Source organism: Aurantimicrobium sp. MWH-Uga1, from assembly GCF_003325955.1.
Lineage (GTDB): Bacteria > Actinomycetota > Actinomycetes > Actinomycetales > Microbacteriaceae > Aurantimicrobium.
Genome location: NZ_CP030929.1, coordinates 1147662 through 1165239, shown reverse-complemented (window position 1 = coordinate 1165239; position 17578 = coordinate 1147662). Strand labels below are relative to the sequence as shown.

Below are 17578 nucleotides of genomic sequence, written 5' to 3'. Positions count from 1 at the left end.
CCATGCTTCGTCGTTGGTTTGCCACACTGCGGGGAATGAGTCTGCGCAGGCGAACAGTGCTCAAATGGACCGCCTCTCTTGTGGCACTGTCCATGTTGGTTATCGGTTCAATCCTGGCAACTGGTTACCAAGCACAGCGCGTCAATCTCGACGACGGTGCTGTATGGGTGACCAACGGGGATAAACAAGCAATCGGTAGAGCCAACACAAAAGTGTTCGAACTCAACACTGTGCTCACCACCGACTCCACACAAATGGACCTGGTTCAAAACAGTTCGCACGTGTTCCTTATCAACGAGGCAACCAGGTCACTGGATATTGTCGATCAGGCCACCGGTGAGGTCGCCGAAAGCATTCCACTTCCACAAGATGTCACCTATGCTGCGCTCGCCGGAGACAACATCATCTTGCACGCACCAGCAACCGGAGATGTATGGGTGTTGCCCGCAGCAACCCTGTCTAATTTCGACGCGAAAACTCAGCCAGCAAACTTCACCGTTGGAGCAGATTCTGTTGTGGCAGTTTCCAGCGCGGGTTACCTTGTTGGGGTTAGCGCTTCCTTGGGAACGGTATCCACAATCAACACCACTAGTTCTGTTACATCAGACATCCAACAACTCGATGCTGAGCTCACCGCGGGAAAGGTACAGGCCACTCTTATCGGGGAACGCTGGGCGGTGCTGGATCAGCAAACTGCAACCCTCTACACCCAAGGCCGAGTCATCGACCTCGGCTCTGCTTCTTTTGATGTGGGGCAATCAGTTCTTCAACAGCCCAGCGCACGAGGTATTGAAGCATCAGGAAACCGGATCACCTCCGTTTCTGGTTCGTCCTCGATACTGATTTCTCACACCGCAGGCCTTGCCGCCATCAATCTTGATAGTGGTGAAGTTTTCAGCTCTGTTGCTTCAGCTCAGGGTCGTCCGGCATCAGCGGTCATCCACGGTGAGTGTGCCTATGCTGCATGGTCGGGTGGAACGGTGTGGTCGAAGTGTGGTGTTGCAGAAGAATCCACTGAGAATGCGGAATCTATGGCCGGCAGTGCTGAGTTGGTCTTCCGTGTCAGCGACCAGGTTGTTGCCCTCAATGATGCGCTCAACGGATTGGTCTGGGCTGTTCAGGGCGGGGTCAGACTGATCAACAATTGGGATACTTTGCTCGAACAGCAAGCACTTGAGCAGCAGGTTGTTCAAACAAATAATGCTGATGCCCCAGAGTTTGCTAAAGATCCGCAACCACCAGTAGCCGTCGATGATGATTTAGGTGCGCGCCCGGGCCGAGTGACCTCGCTTCCGGTTTTACTCAATGACTATGACCCCAATGGTGATGCTCTGGTCATTGATACTGTTACCTCCATTCCAGCAGCGCTGGGGGAGATCTATATCAATGCTGACCGCAGCCAAGTCATGGTGCGTTTGGCACCAGATGCCTCTGGATCAACACAGTTTGACTACAGCATCTCCGATGGTCGCGGTGGACAGGCCTCTGCCACCGTCACACTCAACATCCGTCCAGAGAGCGAGAACTCACCGCCTGTTCAAGCACGTCCAACCCGAACCAACGTGGCAACAGGTGGCCAGGTTATCGTCAACGTGTTGGAAGACTGGATTGATCCAGACGGGGACGCCATCTTTGTGGCCTCGGCGACCGTGGACGCCCCCGATTCCCTCTCTTACACCCCAGCAGGCCGAGTAGCCTTCACTGACTCAGGCCGCGGTGGCGGTGGACTTAAGCAGGTAGCTCTCGAGATCTCTGATGGCCGAGCCTCTGGGTTTGGTGCTGTTCAAATCAATGTTCGAGCACCTGGACAAGTCCCCATCGTTGCCGATGCCTTCGCAGTTATTGCCATCGTGGGACAACCCATCACTATCAACCCGTCACCTCATGTGCGCGGTGGTTCTGGGGTGTTGAGTTTGACCGGTGTTCCAGCAGTACCGGGATTGGATATCGTTCCCGACTTTGCTGACTTCTCCTTCTCGGTCACTGCCTCACGCACCGGATCAACCTATGTCACCTATGCCGTCACCGATGGTGACGTCACTGGGTCTGGGTTAGTGCGCATTGACGTGATTGACCCTCCGGAAGTTTCTGCACAGCCGATCACTGCGGCGCATGCTGTGTATGTTCCCCTGCAGCAGACCCGGACAGTGGATGTCACAGCAACCGACCGCGATCCATCTGGCGGTGTTCTCGTCGTTACGGGTGTGACGAACATTCCTGTGGATTCAGGCATTCAAGTTGAAGTGGTGGATCATCGCATTCTTCGCGTCACCCTCACCAAACCTCTCGATGCGGCAGTGGCTTTCGGATACCGCATCAGCAACGGTGTTTCCCAAAGTGAGGGCACCGTGACGGTGGTGCAAACACCCGCCCCCACCATGGCCCAAGCACCGGTTGCTGTCCCCGATGTTGTTGCCGTGCGCGTTGGCGATGTCATAACTATCCCGGTACTCGCGAATGACATTCACCCGGACGGCGGCCAGCTCACCCTTGCAGCCCAGCTGGATCAAGACGTACCCTCCGGTGCAGGTCTGCTGTTTACCTCGGGCAACCAGTTGAGATTCTTAGCAGGTAGTAACCCCGGAACGTACTCGGCGGTGTACCGGGTAAATGCAGATAATGGTCAATGGGCCAGCGGAACGGTAACAATCTCTGTGCGCGCGATTGACCAAGACACCAATCAAGCGCCCACCCCACGCACCGTGACTGCCCGGGCCATGTCGGGGCAAACAGTGAGAATTCCTATTCCGTTGGTGGGTATTGACCCTGATGGTGACTCTGTTCAATTTGTTGGTTTAGATACCAATCCCGAAAAAGGATCCATTGCTGCTGTGGGAAGCGACTGGATAGAGTACGAGGCATCTGCCTATGCCACCGGAACCGACACGTTCAGTTATTCCGTCGTTGATGCATTGGGAGCTCAAGCCAACGCATTAATCCGCGTGGGTATTGCTGAGCCGCTTGCTGGTGGGCGCAACCCGATTGCAATAGCAGATACGGTCACGGCGCGCCCTGGTTACACCGTCTACGTTCGTGCGCTACAAAATGACAGCGATCCAGATGGTCGTCCGCTGACTCTCGTATCTGTGACTGCTCAGGATGATTCTGTTACCGCAGAAATTGTGGGAGATCTTGTCAAGATTACTGCGCCGATGACACCAGGTCGTTATGGCCTTGTCTATGAGATTGAAAATGATCTTGCAGGTTCTGCTTCCAACTTCATCACCGTGGATGTGCAGACGCAGGCTCCGCTTTCGCGCCCCGTTATCTCGGATGCTGTGGTGAGCCTGTCAGATATTTTGGACCAATCCTCTGTTGACGTGAACGTGCTCAAGAATGCTTTCTTTGCTGACGGCCCCGTATCTGCGCTGCGTCCCACAATTGTGAGTGGATATGGATCGACAGCCCGGGTTATCTCTAGTAACACTGTTCGTGTTCAGGTTCAAGAAACCTCACAAATCATTCCCTTTACTGTTGCGCATCCGGAAGATCCCGCCATCAGTTCCACAGCGTTTATTTGGGTTCCCGGAACTGATGATGCTTTGCCGCAACGTAAGAAAGGCGTCAAGCCTCTGACCGTGGTCAGTGAACAACCTCTGCGGATAAACATCAATGACTATGTCATTGCTGCTTTGGGCAAAACCGTCAAGCTCACCGATAGCAACAGCGTGCGTGCAACGCATGCTGACGGTTCACGCCTGGTGATCAATGACACCACCCTGACCTACACCAGCGAAGACCGTTATTTTGGTCCAGCATCCATCTCCTTCGAGGTCACCGATGGTGACTCCGCAACCTCACCCGGAGCACACACCGCTACCATCGTGTTGCCGATTACGGTGACACCACGAGAAAACATGCCACCAGTCATGCTGGGGGCCAACATTGACCTAGAACCTGGTCAAGAAAAGACACTGGATCTCGTTCGCGTGACCAGATACCCCTATATTGATGACCAAGACGAACTTGAATACACCGTCAGTGGCGATGGCTCCGGTGTCACCGCCACGCTCAGTGGCCAAACCCTCACTCTCAAAGCAAGCGATGATGCGGTCAAGGGAAAGACCGTTCCCCTCACCGTCACTGTCAAAGACAAGGTCACTGAGGGTTCACCAGGACAAATCCTTGTCAGAATTGTGCCCTCAACCAGACCCCTTGCCATTCCTGCTACCGACAGCATTGTGGCCAAGCGTGGAGAAACCCAAACTGTAGATGTCTTGGCCAACGATCAAGCAACCAATCCATTCCCGGGACAGCCACTCAAGGTTCTTGCCGTGCGAGGCCTCAACAATGGCAACATTCCTCCGGGTGTAACGGTGACGCCCTCAGCGGATAAATCGACGCTGACGGTCACCGTCTCTGCCAACGCTGATCCCAGCGACACCACGCTGGAGTATGAGGTGGCAGATGCCACCAACGACCCAGACCGTTATGTCTGGGGAGTGATCAACATTTCGGTGCAAGACGTTCCTTCAGCGCCTCAAGCACCCACGCGCGCAGCTGGATTTGTCTCAGGAAACCTCACCCTGTCCTGGCAAGCACCTGCCGCTAACAATTCACCAATAACGAAATACACGGTTGAAAGTGATGCGGGATACCGCAAAGAATGCACCTCGACTGTGTGTTCCCTAGATGGTTTGCCCACCGGGCAGCGATTCCGTTTTACGGTCAGTGCAACCAACGCCATCGGCACCTCACTGGTGAGCAGTTGGAGTGAGCCCTTGAGCGCCGATGTTATTCCGGCAGGTCCAGCCTCTGTGAACATTTCTGCTGTAACAGGACAACAGGGCCTTGCCACAATTTCCTGGACTGCAGTCACGACACCTGCTGGGGGCAGCCTTGTAACTGGATATGAGGTGGTTTTCTTTGAAAACGGAAGCCCACGGTCCACCTTCAACATAGATGCAAATCAAACCTCACTGGCCAATATTCCGGTGACGCCTGGTTTCAGCTATTTCGCGAGGGTGACGGCGAAGAACAGTGCGCAAACGACAAACTGGAATTCGACTGACTCAGGAAACTTCACAGCACCAGGTGCACCCTCCCAAGTCACCATCACTTCGGTGAGCAACAGTATCTCTGGTGCAACAACCCTCACGTGGAATCCAGCAACGGCAGCTGGCTCTGCCGGTGCGCTGCGCTATTACGTCACCCGAGTGGGAAGTCTTTCAGCAGGTTGTCCGAGCGACTACGCAACACACCCCGCTTCGGGTTCACTACAGGGTTCCGATGGCGATAAAGCACCGGGAACCTACTTCATTGCCGTCATTGCCGTGAATGACTTTGGATGTTCTGCAACGGTGACCCAGGTTGAAGTTATTGCTTCACCAACGTTTACCTCTGTTGATTGTGTGATCGCACCTGCCACAGGGACGTCAGCAAACTGTGGTGCGAACTTAGACCCGAACACAGCCTTTCTGTTGAAAGTTTCTGGGCTATCGATTACACCCGCCCCTGTTGGCAGTGTGAGTTACCAGCTCAAGGTCGGTAATTCGAACTGGCTGGAACTCACAGCTGTGAGTGCTGACTTTGTTAGCGCTGAATTTGATTCAAGTCGCTATGCCTCCAATGGCATCACACCTGGTGCAGGTCAGAATGTAGTGATAAGGGCTTGTTTGTCAGCGTCCAACTGCAGTGCACCCAGTTCAGCAATGACTGTAGATATTCCAACTCCCACACCCTAAATGTCACCCGTCCCACCGAAAGGCACACCATGAGCATGAAACCCGAACAAGCAGCCGGGTTCCAGAAAGTCTTCGACAAACTAGTCGAAAACGTGGAACAGGTACTCCTGGGCAAGAACCGGACAGTTCGCCTCGCCTTCACCGCGATGCTCAGCGGTGGGCACCTCCTCCTGGAGGACTACCCCGGCACAGGAAAGACCTCCCTAGCTCGCGCCATGGCTCAAAGTGTCCAAGGATCCCACTCGCGTATTCAGTTCACCCCGGACCTTCTCCCCGGTGACATCACCGGTGTGAGCATTTTTGACCAGAAAAAAGGCGCCTTTGAATTCCACAAAGGCCCCATCTTCTCCAATATTGTCCTCGCTGACGAAATCAACCGCGCCAGCCCAAAAACCCAGTCAGCACTCTTGGAAGTCATGGAAGAACATCACGTCACCGTTGATGGTGTGACACACTCCACCGGGGAACCTTTCATGGTTATTGCCACTCAGAACCCGATTGAACAAGCAGGAACCTACCGCTTACCTGAGGCGCAGCTCGACCGCTTCCTGATGAAAGCCTCGTTGGGATACCCAGACCACGCATCCACCATGCAAATTTTGGAAGGCTCCGCCAAGAAAAAATCAGGAGAACTCGACGGAGTCGTTCCTGCTGAGATGGTGGTCAAACTTATTGAGTTAGCTAAGACTGTTCATGTAGATGCCGAAATCAACGACTACGTTTCACGAATCGTCGAAGCAACTCGTTTCGCCCCCGAGGTGCGCCTGGGTGCTTCGGTTCGTGGTGCGCTGGCACTCATTGCTGCCTCACGTGTCCACGCTGCATCCCAAGGACGACACTTTGTCATTCCTGATGATGTCAAAGCGCTCGCCGACTCTGTTCTTTCACACCGCCTCGTGCTGGATCCTGAAGCAGAGTTCGATGGTGTGACCGCGAACAATGTTGTGGGCAAGATTTTGATTGATCTTCCCGTGGGAGCACCTGCCGCATAATGTTTCTTCGCGTAGTCACCATCAGAGGGTGGGGTTGGGCTGTTGCAGCCTTACTCTGCCTTATTTTTGGTGCTTCGCAGGGCTGGATTGAACTTATTGGCTTAGGTGTTGCAGGTATCGTTACCTTCGGCTTCGCATCCTTATATGCACTTTTTCGCCATGCCCACGAGGTTTCTTTTCATCTTGCGCATGAACGCGTCGTCGTCGGAGATGACGCTCAACTTATTGTCAGTGTTCGCAACCCCACCTCGCACTCCCTCATGGGCTTAGAAGTTTTTGTTCCGGTGGGAGACTCTCAGGTTGAAACCCAGGTGGGGCGTCTTCGGAAGAGTGCTCATGAAGACATCTCGTTACCTATTCCGACTGAACACCGTGGCATGGTACAGGTCGGTCCTGCCCGTGTTGTGCGTCAAGACCCACTGGGGTTGGTATCTCGCGAGGTCGTGCACGGCGAATCACGCACGCTCTTCATTCACCCACGCACTATCGGCTTATTGAGTATGAGCACAGGTTTTGTTCGTGATCTTGAAGGAAATCCCACGAAAGATCTCACCGATAGTGACCTGTCCTTTCACGCTTTGCGTGAATATGTTCCAGGTGATGATCGCCGCAATATTCACTGGAAATCCACCGCAAAAACTGGGCAGTTCATGGTCCGACAGTTTGAGCAAACTCGTCGCTCCCATCTGATGATTGCGTTGGATACTGACCCGGCTGCTTATGCAGGTGATGATGATTTTGAACTCGCCGTCAGCACGGCTGCGTCCTTGGGTGTGCGGGCTATTCGAGACACTCGAGATCTTTCCGTGTTGGTGAGCGCTGATGCTAGGCCGCAACCCACGGGGCGACTCAGCGCACTGCGTGAAGCCGCACGCGAGTTAGCTTCCCGCCGCCGCGCTGATCGACCTGCGGCTAATCGTGTCCGAGGATTGTCAACTGTCTCAAAGGATCGTCTGCTTGATGAACTTTCAGGAGTTCATCTGCAAGAAGGAAGCCCCAACATTGTTGAGCTTTCACGTCTAGCTTCTGTTCAAGCTGCAGATGTCTCAATAGTCTTTGTGGTGACTGGTCCAACTCTTGAGTCCAAGACCCTTCACTCTGCCTCAATTGCTTTCCCCGCAGGAGTTGAGGTTGTGATTTTGAGCTGTGCACCGGAATCTTCCCCGCACACGCGCCGCATGGGGCGCCTCACGGTGGCTTCTATCGGCCGTCTCGATGACGTTCAGCAGTTGTTGGGTAAAAGGATGACACTGGCATGAGAGCACTCTTTCTCGCTCTCGCAGTAATGGTCTCACTGGTTCCGTTATGGCCGGTCTATCAAACGCCTGCGTTTATTGTCGCTGTGGTTGTTGGTGGGGTACTCGGAGCTCTTATTGCTCTGCTTTCTTCGCGTAGATCATGGTCGGTTCTCGCAACCGTCATGGCAACGGTCGGGATTTATTTACTCGTTGGTGTTCCTGTTGCCATTCCCAGCCAGGCCCTTGTGGGAATTCTTCCCACGCTCCAAGGTGAACTTTCTCTCATAACCGAGGTTGTGCTTTCCTGGAAGCAGCTTGTCACTGTCATGCCTCCCGTGGGATCTTATGAGGCACTTTTAGTTCCCGCATTTATTTTGTCGCTGTGTGGCGTTGTGCTCGCCACGGTGTTATCGCTTCGTCTCCCACTTAACCGGGCACGCTCGAACTGGGCAGCTGTGGTCCCGTTACTGACCCTGGGAGCCTCTATTTGGTTAGGTCCAAGCAGAAGCTTTGCCAGCATTGTGGTCACTGTTGGCGTCTTTATCCTTGTTGCGCTGTGGTTTGCAGCTGGCCGAGGTACAAGCCCAAGGACAGGGTTGAGGTCTCTTGGTGTTGTGGTTCTGGCAGCAGTTGTCGCATCTGCCATTGTTGTTGTAGTTCCCATTACAAATCGCAGTGTGTGGCGCACTGAAATTGAACAGCCTTTTGTTCTCCAAGATGACACCAGCCCGCTCTCGGAGTATCGAAACTACGTCACTGGAGACCAGCTATCTGCAGAAATGTTGACCGTGACAGGTTTGGAAGCTGGTCAACGTCTTTCTCTGGCCACGCTAGATAACTACACCGGAGTGCTGTATTCGGTCGGTGGTGTTGCCGCGGACTTCACGAAAATTCCTGGTTCGCTACCAGTTGATTCTTCCTCAGGGCAAAAAATCTCTGCTGAAATCACCATTGAACAACTCACAGGACCATGGGTACCCCTGCCAGGTGCACTCGGCACACTCACATTTACCGGCTCGAATGCTCGCAGTCTGACAGATAGTTTTTACTACAGTCGCCCATCTCAAACAGGAGCTCTTCTAACAGGTTTGGCCCCTGGCGACAGTTACACCTCTATTGCTCACGAGGGAGATTTGCTAGGCGTTGATTCCCTTGCGTCACTCAAACCTGGGGATGCCATCGTTCCGGCACCAGAGATCATTCCGGACGGTCTCGATGCTTTCGTTGCCACTACTACCAAGGGGAAAACCTCAGCGGGTGAGCGCTTACAAGCTTCCCTGACAGCACTCATGGCTGAGGGATATATCAGTCACGGCCGACCAGGGGAAGTCCCTAGTGCGTCAGGTCACGGCGCCAACCGCATAGCAGCCTTGTTTGCAGCAACTCCCATGGTTGGCGATGCAGAGCAATACTCCACTGCTGCCGCGTTGATTGCGACCCAACTTGGTTTCCCCGCACGGGTCGTGATGGGCTTCATCGCCCCCGAAGGATCCAGTGCACAGACAGCGCTGACTTTCACTGGTTCAGATATGACTGCGTGGATTGAAGTTTCTACAAATCAGGGATGGGTTGCTATCAACACCAATCCGGCTGAGCGTCCCATTCCGGACGAGCAGCCACAAGATCCAACTGAGGTGGCATTCCCACAAACTGCTGCTGACCCTCCGGCTCAAGAAGAACCTCAACTCAACGACAGCGCCTCTGCCGAAGCGGCGCAGGAAGAACAGCCCAACACAATAGACCCTGTCTTGCAGACCGTTCTGGCCATCATCTCAGGTGTTGCGTGGACGCTGCTTTGGCTGGGCATTCTGGCCTCACCATTGCTGGCTATCGTGTTCCTCAAACGCAGAAGACGGAACAAGAGACTTACAGCTTCTACAAGCCAGGAACAAGTCTTGGGTGCCTGGGATGAACTCCGGGATGTGCTTGTGGATAACGGCACGAGAACGCAAACATCACATACTCGTCAGGAAATTGCTAAAGAAACAGGAATTCACACAGCAACAACGGTTGCTGTTCTTGCAGACACAGCTCAGTATTCAGGTGAAAAAGTGAGTGAGACTGAAGCACGTAGTGCGTGGGCAGAAGTTGATCTACTCAGTAACGAAATTGCTCGAGAACGCACCAGATGGCAACGTTTCCAAGCACGAATTTCCCTGCGTTCTTTCAACATTCCCTGGGCACGCTTGACCAGCTGGCTTCCCAAGCGCAGGTAACATCACAGTATGGAGTGTGAGGTTTGTCACAGTGCGTTGCCAGCCGGTGCGCTGTTTTGTGGTGAATGTGGAAGTTCGTTGGCGAGAACACAGAGTGTTCCCGTGGTGCAACCTCGTGAACCTGAGGCATCCATCCCGCCATCAGAGTCTTTCATTCCTGCCGCAGAACCAGACTCTGTCACCACTTCAACCAACATTGTGGAACGTATTGATGGTAATGACCTGTCAGAGCTTTTTGATGCACCACCAGTAGCAGTTGTTGAACCGCCCCGTTTTGCTACCGAGGCTGAGCTCGCATCTGTGAGTTCGTTCACCGTTACTCTTGCAACCGGTGAAAGTGTTGACATCACCCAGAGCGCCCTTCTTGGACGCATGCCCCAACCAGCTGAGGGCGAAGAATTTGAGCACCTCATTGTTGTGACTGATCCGGGCCGGTCGGTCTCCAAAACACATCTAGAGTTTGGTGTTGAGGGTGATGAACTGTGGATCAGCGACCGTAACAGTGGTAACGGGTCGATTATTCGTGAGCCCGGCGTAGTTCCCCGGCGAGCCCAGCCTGGGACTCGTTACACAGTCGTTCGAGGCACACGCGTGGATATTGGAGATCTCCACCTCACCATTACCTAGGTCGAGTTATCCCCACGCGGGGGTGAATGGAAAATCGAGCCAGCACTGATGTGCTGAAGTGCTTGAATGCGTGTTCCTATCTTTGCCCTCATTGCGCCCATCGTCACAAGTGTCATTCTCTGGTTGGTAACAGGCTCTGCCTACACCCTGCTTTTTGCACTTCTGGGGCCCATCATGGCGCTGGCCCAGTTTGCTGACGGCAAACTTCAGGTCAGAAAGTCAGAAAAACTCAAACAGGAACATGATGACGAGGAAGAAATAACTCAACGTGCTCGAAAGCACGAGCAGCGCCAAGCTGAGCGGGATGAACTCATTCTGAAATATCCGGCAGCCAGCCAGTGGGCTTTACCTACCAACAATCTCAGACCTGCCTGGGCTGCTTCTGCACAGCCAGAGGGAACCCAGCGCCTCATTCGGATTGGGCTTGCGTTTCGTGAGGGGAAACCACTAGTGATTGATGCTCAATTAGGGATTGCTGTCTGTGGCGATGATGTGGAGGCGCGGTCAGCCTTGCGGGCTATGTATTTCCAGCTGTTGTGGACGTGGGGAATCTCTGAAGCAACCAAGGTCGGCTGGAGCGTTGGTGATGAGCCGGAACTCGACCAATTCACAAGTTCGAATCAGCAGCCTGCTGACGTAATCCTTCACCGCGTGAACACAACTGAGGTGTTGCCCAGTGGTGTTCGATATCTCCTTAGCATTAACCGAGGCAGAGCCGTCCTTCGTGATGTGGTGGACCCAGTTGTTCGTGATGAGGAGCTTCAGGTTGATTTGTTGACCCGAGCAGAGTCCAATCGAATCATTACGCTACTTCGCGCCGAGAGTGAGGCAGCTCAGGCTCGACATGCTCCGGTGATAACCATTCCAAGTTCTGTTCCTTCAGTGATCAATACCTCAAAGCAATGGGAGCAATCACGAGATTCCTTGCTGGCCTGTGTCGGGAGAAAACATGACTTTCCACTGTTTCTGGATTTGGTTCATGCAGGGCCTCACGCCGTTATTGCAGGAATGACAGGCTCAGGGAAAACAGAGTTCTTGCTCTCATGGATGCTGACACTTGCCTCGATGTATTCCCCACAACGACTTTCTCTCCTGTTGATTGATTACAAAGGTGGCGCAGGCTTTTCACGTGTGAAAGACCTTCCGCACGTCACAAGTGTTCTCACTGACCTCAGTCCTCAACAAACCCGCCGAGCTATCTCCTCGCTTCAGGCAGAGATTCGTCACCGAGAGCATGTCTTGGCGGAGGCGGGTGTTGCAGATATCTCAGATCTACCAGTTGAGGTAGAGCTTTCTCGCTTGCTCATTGTGGTGGACGAGTATCGAGTGCTCACGGAGTCATTCGCCGAGTGTGCAGCTTTGTTTGTTGATGTGGCGTCGAGGGGACGCTCCCTCGGGATGCATCTCATCCTCTCAAGCCAACGAACCGGGGGAGTCATCAACGATGCCATTTTGGCCAACTGTTCACTTCGAGTATGTTTTCGTGTTTCCGAAAAAGCAGATTCTCATGGATTACTTGGAGTAGAGGATGCTTATCAATTGCCACATATTCCAGGTCGCGCCTTCATCCAGGGAACAGGTCTTTCGCTGACTGAATTCCAGGCGGCCAAAACAAGTGATGAAGACCTCCATGCAGTCTTGAGAATGTCTCGATGCTGGCTTGATGAGAATTCGTTGTGGGAACAGCATGTGCCGTGGAAGCCAGAGCTGCCGCGAGTGATTGCATCCTCCGAGATGCCGGCTCCTCTTGAAAACTCTGCCTGGCTGGGGATACTCGATATCCCAGAACATCAAGCCCAGGACTGGACCCCGTACATCCCTCACCACGACGGCAACCTGCTCATTAGTGGTCTTGCACGTTCAGGGGTGAGCTGCGCAGTGGCCTCATTGCACTATCAATTAGGTGGCTTGTTACTGCGCGATAGCGAGATAGCCTGGGACGCTGTCGTTGAGGAGTCAGAGTCTCTGCTGCGAGAAGGAACAAAGGTATTCATTGAAGATCTTGATCATCTCCTCGATTGTTTCGGTCTCGAACATCGTGAGCAGTTTCTTGCTTCACTGACGAGATGTGTCCGGCTAGCACCCCAACGCAACGCAGTTTTCGTTATCGGGACCAAAGATCACCCACGCGGCACTCACGCACTCGTGGATTTGTTCCCGGTGCGACTACAGCTCCTCGGTGCATCTGAGCCGGGTCGTGGCCTTTGGCGAGGGCATCAAATTCAGCTCTTTCACGTAAGTGATCTTCAGCCTGAGTCTGGTCAGTGGGGAGAAATGATTTGTGAAGAAAATCGTTCGTATGCAGTGATTACTCACCGCAAAACTTCCCTCATCAGTCATTTGACCAATGCATACGGTGATCGGGTGAGTGCACTTAAGTCGGCGTTGGCCGTCTCTTCTTCCGCACGCTCTCCCATACTCATTGGCACCCCGGATGAATGGATGCTGAACCACGCTCAACTCACCGAAATATGCGAAGCAGGACTTCTCATTCTGGACGGATGCTCACCAAGCGAGATACGCGGATTACGTCTCAAATCAGGGTTATTCCCTCATACCGAAAACGACACTGCCCTCGTGGTTGAAGCTGATGGCTCCACCACGAGGGCAGTGTTGAGAACTTAGGCGAAGATATCGTCCACGTCGCTGTATTCCATGCCTACAGCAGTTGCCACAGGAGCATTGGTCACAGCACCAGCGTGGGTGTTCAGACCTAGACGCAGCGAGAGGTCTGCCTTGAGAGCTGCATGCCATCCATTGTTTGCAATGGAGCGCAGGTAGGGCAGGGTTGCGTTCGTCAAAGCGTAGGTGGAGGTGTTGGGCACAGCACCAGGCATGTTGGCTACGCAGTAGAACAGAGAGTTGTGCACCTGGAAGGTGGGCTCTGCGTGAGTGGTTGGGTGGGTGTCTGCGAAGCAGCCTCCCTGATCAACAGCGATGTCAACGAGAACACTGCCTGGCTTCATGCGCTTGACCAAGTCATTGCTGACGAGCTTGGGGGCCTTCGCGCCGGGGATCAGGACAGAACCAATGACCATGTCGGCTTCAAGACATGCCTTCTCAATTTCGAAGGAGTTCGACGCGATGGTCTTGATGCGGCCGTCATACAGTGCATCGAGCTCACGCAGGCGGAAGAGGTTGGTGTCAAGAACGGTCACTTCTGCGCCCATACCTGCTGCAACTTGAACAGCGTTGGTTCCAGCAACACCACCGCCAAGAACAACAACCTTTGCAGGGTGGGTTCCCGGAACGCCGGGAACAAGGAGGCCGGGACCGCCGTTGGGCTTGAGCATGACGTTCGCGCCCAGGATCGGAGCAAGACGGCCTGCAACTTCACTCATTGGAGCAAGAAGGGGAAGCTGGCGGGTAGGAAGCTGAACGGTTTCGTAAGCAATAGCGGTGACTTTGGAGTCAACCAATGCCTTGGTGAGCTCAGGCTCAGCAGCAAGGTGGAGGTAGGTGAACAGTACGAGTCCCTCACGGAAGTACTTGTATTCGCTAGCGATAGGTTCCTTAACCTTGAGCAGAACATCAGCCGCTGCCCAAACTTCTTCAGCGGTAGCAACAATTTTTGCGCCAGCTGCTTTGTACGCCTCGTCTGTGATCGAGGAGCCGATGCCAGCTCCAGACTGAACGAGGACTTCGTGTCCGTTACCAACAAGTTCGTGAACGCCTGCGGGGGTAATTGCAACGCGGAACTCGTTGTTCTTGATTTCGGTTGGTACTGCGACCTTCATGGGATCTCCTGAATCGAGCTCACCCCTCGTTGGGTGAGTACTCCACTACTTTATCTATTCCAATGACGAAATCGAAAGTATTTTTCAGGAAATAATACGGATTTCGTAATTTCATTGGTTGAAACCGATGGTTTCCACGTAATGGCAAACAAAACACTCTGCGTGTAGTGGCACCGAACGAAAGGCATAACTTACTCAATTCGACCAGCGCGCTCAGTGCTGATAATGTTGTCTTTCGGTTCGGAACACAATTTCGAACCAACTGCACCTCTAGCTCAATTGGCAGAGCAACTGACTCTTAATCAGTGGGTTCCGGGTTCAAGTCCCGGGGGGTGCACAAACATTCAGACCACCTCTTGCTAGGTGGTCTTTTTGTTTCCCTGGAAGAGGCGGTCAGAATGATTGGACTAGGGGAGCACAATCTGAGCTTGTGAGCTCACGGTGCTGCCTCTGAAATTGTTGGTGAACATGAGGTTTGAAATTTGTGATCCCAGCTGCTGAGCAATTCTGTCCTGTTCGTTGGTTGTATTTTGCTCACCCTTGTATCCGGCAGTTGCAAAAGCTGTATCTGCATCTGCTTTGGTCACGAAGAGTTGCGTAGTGAGAACTTCAGAACCGTTTTCCCAAATTTTGACGTGTATGTGCACGGTTCTTCCCGGATACCATCCAGGAAAAATCGTCTGGAATGTGACTTGCCCTTGTTCACTCGTTGTTTGAGTGCCACGAAGGAAGGTCTTATCTCCACAATCAGCACAACCTTCCTTGGGGTCCGTAACCCCTGAATACTGACCTTGAGCGTTGGCGTGCCAGATATCGACACGTGCATTGGGAACTGGGTTGCAATTCGTATCGACGACGGTTAGCGTCAACGTCATCGGAAGTCCAGCTTGTCCTTCTGAGATGTCAGATCGGACGAAGTCACCAGCTTTGTAATAGGGGCCTTCTGTGACAGATGGAGATGCAGAGATTTTTCCTTCACAGGTGACAGCGTTGCCGGAGGTGTCAACCGTTGAGATTGATGCCGTGGGGGCCGAGACAGCAGTTGTTGCAGAGCTTGTGTCCAGCGTTGCCGAAGTGGAGCATCCTGCTAAGGCAAGGACAGTCAGGAGGGAACCGGTTGTTGCGAGGGTAATTTTCTTCATGGTGTCCACGCTAAGAAGATTTCCTATGTCTGGGCTATGAAAATCTGATGGGTAAATTATGAGTTTTCCCAATTCCGGATTCAAACAGCAACTAAGGTGTTTTATAACGAGGATTTGTCTTGTGCACTTACTAGAACCTCAAAGGATAGGTGTCTTCACGTGCTGAAAATCACTAGAAATTCAATCTCAGTAGCTGCAATTTGTGCGACCATTGTGATGACTTTCACCGCTACGCCCAGCGTTGCTGCACCCGCACAACCTTGTTCGGTTCAAGTAATCAACTCGGGTTCATTGACATGCACTCTCGATGCTGGTCAGACCATCTCATTTGTGATGAAAGCTGGAAACGGCGGAGCGGGTGGAAACGGCGGGGTCGGTGGTCAAGGCTTAAACCTGGGAGCAACCGGCGGAATTGGCGGTCAAGGCGGGACTGGTGGTTTGGGTGGTTCTGGAGCCAAGGCTGATTTTACCTACACGAATAATTCTGGCTCAGTTCAATCATTGAGATTCGTTGTTGGAAGCAGTGGTATCGCAGGAACAAATGGCACCGACGGTGCATCTGGGGCTGGAGGTACTAGCGGAACCTCTGGTGGAGACGGCCTATCTTCTGTGTTGAGCATTAGCTCGGTCACGATCTACGAAGTCTTACCCGGCCTTGGAGGAACAGGTGGAACTGGAGGAGCTCCTGGCGGTGCTGGAATGAATATGGGATTCCCTATGCCTGGCGCGCCTGGCATCCCCGGAGTCAACGGCATTGCTGGCTCCAACGGTACTGGCGGAACATTGACTACGACTTGGCTGGAAGCCTCTTTCATTTCAATCACTGCTATCAATAGCCCACAGCCAACTGCTTCAGCGACGCCTGCACCAGCCACAGAAAACAATTCTGGTTTGGCAACCACGGGAGCTGATTCAGCTCCGGAAATATTCCTATTCGCCACTGGCGGTCTTGGCCTCATTGGAATTGGAATTTTGTTGGTTCGAAAAAAACTAAGCGGCACCAACGCCTAGTAGTGAACCAACTAGATACGTTGCAGTTACTGCTATTGCTCCAAAGAAGAGTTGGCGCAAGGCACTCTTCCACCAGGACTTTCGGGTAAACCGAGCAGCGATACCACCAGCAACCAGAAGTCCCACTCCACCAGTTGCTAGACCCAGCCACAGTAATTCAAATCCAAGGGCATAAGGAATCAAAGGAATAAATGCCCCGGCCGCAAACATTGCAAAAGAAGACATCGCTGCAATCCACGGCGATGGTTTAGAGTCTGGATCGACACCCAACTCTTGAGTGATGTGAATGCGCGCGGCCTGTTCGGAGTTTTGGTGAACTTCTGAAGCTGCAAACTGAGCGGTCTTCTCAGTCATTCCCATTTCAATAAAGTTGAGTACTAACTCGTTTTCCTCACCTTGAGGGTTTCGTGCATGAGCTTGGCGCTCAATCTCAAGTTCTGAATCAACTTGTTCATTCGAAGTTTTAACTGAGGCATATTCGCCCAAAGCCATCGAGAACGCACCGGCCACCAAACCAGCAGCACCAGTGAGGACAACTGTTTGAGGGCTAGCTCCTGCGGCGCCGATTCCGGCAATCAGGGCGATGTTGGAAACAAGTCCGTCCATGGCACCGAAAACGGAAGCTCGGAGCCACCCACCTGAGAGATCGGGGTGGGAGTGGTCATACTCGTGAGGGTCAGCACCCTTGAGGGGAGTCGAAATCATGTTTAGAAGTCGTAGGGCTCGTTTTCGAGCTGCTCCTGCTGGCTTTCCTTCACCACATCAGCCACGGCAAGGGCAACAGAAATACCCCATCCCAGCCACACAAGAATCAAACGCCAGTCGCGAGGGCCGCGCAGAGTGGCACGCAGTGCGGTAAAGCCGCCAAAGAGGGCACCGAGCACACTGGCATTGAATAAAAACTTGCGCATGTCTCAAGGTTACCGGTTCG

Annotated in this window: 11 protein-coding genes and 1 tRNA gene; 8 read left to right on the top strand and 4 right to left on the bottom strand. The window is 53.2% G+C overall.

Annotated elements, in window-relative coordinates:
• Positions 1-2 precede the first annotated feature (2 nt).
• From AURUGA1_RS05740 to AURUGA1_RS05715, 6 genes are all read left to right on the top strand, one after another.
• The gene (locus AURUGA1_RS05740) at positions 3-5684 is read left to right on the top strand and encodes an Ig-like domain-containing protein (protein WP_114129262.1); all 5682 of its coding nucleotides are present in this window, start codon (positions 3-5) and stop codon (positions 5682-5684) included.
• 29 nt (positions 5685-5713) lie between these two features.
• Complete coding sequence (locus AURUGA1_RS05735) at positions 5714-6676, top strand: MoxR family ATPase (protein WP_114129261.1); 963 nt, start codon at positions 5714-5716, stop codon at positions 6674-6676.
• A complete protein-coding gene (locus AURUGA1_RS05730; protein WP_114129260.1) occupies positions 6676-7935 on the top strand; it encodes a DUF58 domain-containing protein in 1260 nt (419 codons plus the stop codon). The genes AURUGA1_RS05735 and AURUGA1_RS05730 overlap by 1 nt, the downstream gene beginning before the upstream one ends.
• Entirely contained in the window at positions 7932-10130 is a 2199-nt protein-coding gene (locus AURUGA1_RS05725) for a transglutaminase-like domain-containing protein (RefSeq protein ID WP_114129259.1), read from the top strand. Before AURUGA1_RS05730 ends, AURUGA1_RS05725 begins: the two co-directional genes overlap by 4 nt.
• Positions 10131-10232: 102 nt before the next feature.
• Positions 10233-10757: a hypothetical protein gene (locus AURUGA1_RS05720; protein WP_114129258.1), complete on the top strand. Its 525-nt coding sequence runs from the start codon at positions 10233-10235 to the stop codon at positions 10755-10757.
• Positions 10758-10823: 66 nt separating this feature from the next.
• Positions 10824-13382: an FtsK/SpoIIIE domain-containing protein gene (locus AURUGA1_RS05715; protein ID WP_114129257.1), complete on the top strand. Its 2559-nt coding sequence runs from the start codon at positions 10824-10826 to the stop codon at positions 13380-13382.
• On the opposite strand, the gene ald is transcribed toward AURUGA1_RS05715, so the two are convergent.
• Entirely contained in the window at positions 13379-14494 is a 1116-nt protein-coding gene (ald, locus tag AURUGA1_RS05710) for an alanine dehydrogenase (protein ID WP_114129256.1), read from the bottom strand. The two genes, AURUGA1_RS05715 and ald, sit on opposite strands and share 4 nt — an antisense overlap.
• Before the next feature lie 264 nt (positions 14495-14758).
• Here ald and AURUGA1_RS05705 point away from each other — a divergent pair.
• Positions 14759-14831 (top strand) — tRNA-Lys (locus tag AURUGA1_RS05705).
• Between the two features lie 70 nt (positions 14832-14901).
• Here AURUGA1_RS05705 and AURUGA1_RS05700 read toward each other — a convergent pair.
• Positions 14902-15636 (bottom strand): intradiol ring-cleavage dioxygenase, encoded by a 735-nt coding sequence (locus AURUGA1_RS05700; RefSeq protein WP_162784068.1) that lies wholly within the window; start codon positions 15634-15636, stop codon positions 14902-14904.
• Positions 15637-15795: 159 nt separating this feature from the next.
• Here AURUGA1_RS05700 and AURUGA1_RS05695 point away from each other — a divergent pair, with 159 nt between their 5' ends.
• Complete coding sequence (locus AURUGA1_RS05695) at positions 15796-16647, top strand: hypothetical protein (RefSeq protein WP_114129254.1); 852 nt, start codon at positions 15796-15798, stop codon at positions 16645-16647.
• Here AURUGA1_RS05695 and AURUGA1_RS05690 read toward each other — a convergent pair.
• Together AURUGA1_RS05690 and AURUGA1_RS05685 are read right to left on the bottom strand one after the other, a co-directional pair.
• Positions 16627-17352 carry a VIT1/CCC1 transporter family protein gene (locus tag AURUGA1_RS05690; protein WP_114129253.1) on the bottom strand — a complete coding sequence of 242 codons (726 nt, stop codon included), beginning with the start codon at positions 17350-17352 and terminating at the stop codon, positions 16627-16629. The two genes, AURUGA1_RS05695 and AURUGA1_RS05690, sit on opposite strands and share 21 nt — an antisense overlap.
• A gap of 2 nt (positions 17353-17354) precedes the next feature.
• On the bottom strand, positions 17355-17558 hold the full coding sequence (locus AURUGA1_RS05685; RefSeq protein ID WP_114129252.1) for a hypothetical protein: 204 nt from the start codon (positions 17556-17558) through the stop codon (positions 17355-17357).
• Between the last annotated feature and the right edge of the window lie 20 nt (positions 17559-17578).